The organism is Vibrio sp. ZF57 (genome assembly GCF_001691235.1).
GTDB classification, from domain to species: Bacteria; Pseudomonadota; Gammaproteobacteria; order Enterobacterales; family Vibrionaceae; genus Vibrio; species Vibrio crassostreae_C.
In genome coordinates this window covers 1-1,054 of the sequence record NZ_MAKD01000123.1, presented here as the reverse complement: position 1 = coordinate 1,054, position 1,054 = coordinate 1, and the positions used below count along the sequence as shown (strand labels likewise).

General features: G+C 46.5%; 1 protein-coding gene. It reads right to left on the bottom strand.

Going from position 1 to position 1,054, the window contains the following annotated elements; all coding sequences use genetic code 11:
* Positions 1-54: 54 nt before the first annotated feature.
* Entirely contained in the window at positions 55-975 is a 921-nt protein-coding gene (locus tag A6D97_RS19105; RefSeq protein WP_065583724.1) for an IS5 family transposase, read from the bottom strand.
* Positions 976-1,054 lie beyond the last annotated feature (79 nt).

The following is a 1,054-nucleotide window of genomic DNA, read 5'->3' as shown; positions in this document are numbered from 1 at the left end:
GGCTTTGTTGCGTAATTAAATTTAAAGATAGAACAACCCCGTTTCGCGTATTTCTTAATCAATACGACAAGTTTCAGGCATACCTAACCCAGTAAGCTTGTTCAACGCTTTTATCATCGCGTAAGTTTCACCCACCTGGGCATTGTAATTTCTTAAGCTCAATCGTCCTCCTAGCAACTGTTTAACTCGATACATCGCTGTTTCTGACAATGAACGTTTGTGGTATCCATACCGCTCTTTCCAATACTTATTTGAGCCGTATAATTTCTGGCAACCCACGGCGAGGTTTCGAGGATGACCACGCTCCCAGAAGGCTGCCCCTTCTCTTGGGGGAATAAGCGCAACGGCTCGCTTCATCTTAATAGCAGCGCGACACGCTCTCGTGTCGTAAGCGCCATCACCAGACACCTCAAGGATGCTTCGACGTGTTTGTTTCAGTAGGTTCGGGAGTACTTCACCATCTGTAACCGTTGATAAACTTAGCTCGGCGGCAATGATCTCATGAGTGCTTGTATCAACTGCAATATGCAGCTTTCGCCAGACTCTCCGCTTGCCATCCGTCCCGTGTTTTTTGACTTTCCATTCACCTTCGCCATAAACCTTAAGGCCAGTTGCATCAATGGCTAGGTGTTGTATCGCTCCTCTCGCTTTAGTCTTAAATGAGACCTCAACTTGCTTGGCTCTACGACTGATGCAGGTGTAATGCGGACAACTTAACGGCACATGGGCTAACCTAAATATCGAGTCGATAAATCCTTGCAGCGCTCTCAGTGGCATAGAAAAAACTCGTTTCACCATGAGTGCTGTCGTAATCGCTAAATCACTGAACCGACGTGGCCTCCCGCGCTTATTCTGTTTGCTTTGCGCCCACCCACTTATTGCTTCTTCATCGATCCAGAAGGTCAGAGAACCACGGTTAATGAGCGATTGGTTGTATTGCTTCCAGTTGGTTGTTTTGTAACAAGGTTTAGGCATAAGGCTACGAGAGAGAGTGGTGGTAGCTGATCAGATCGTAGGTTCTTGATTTAGTTCCATTGAATTACGCAACAAAGCC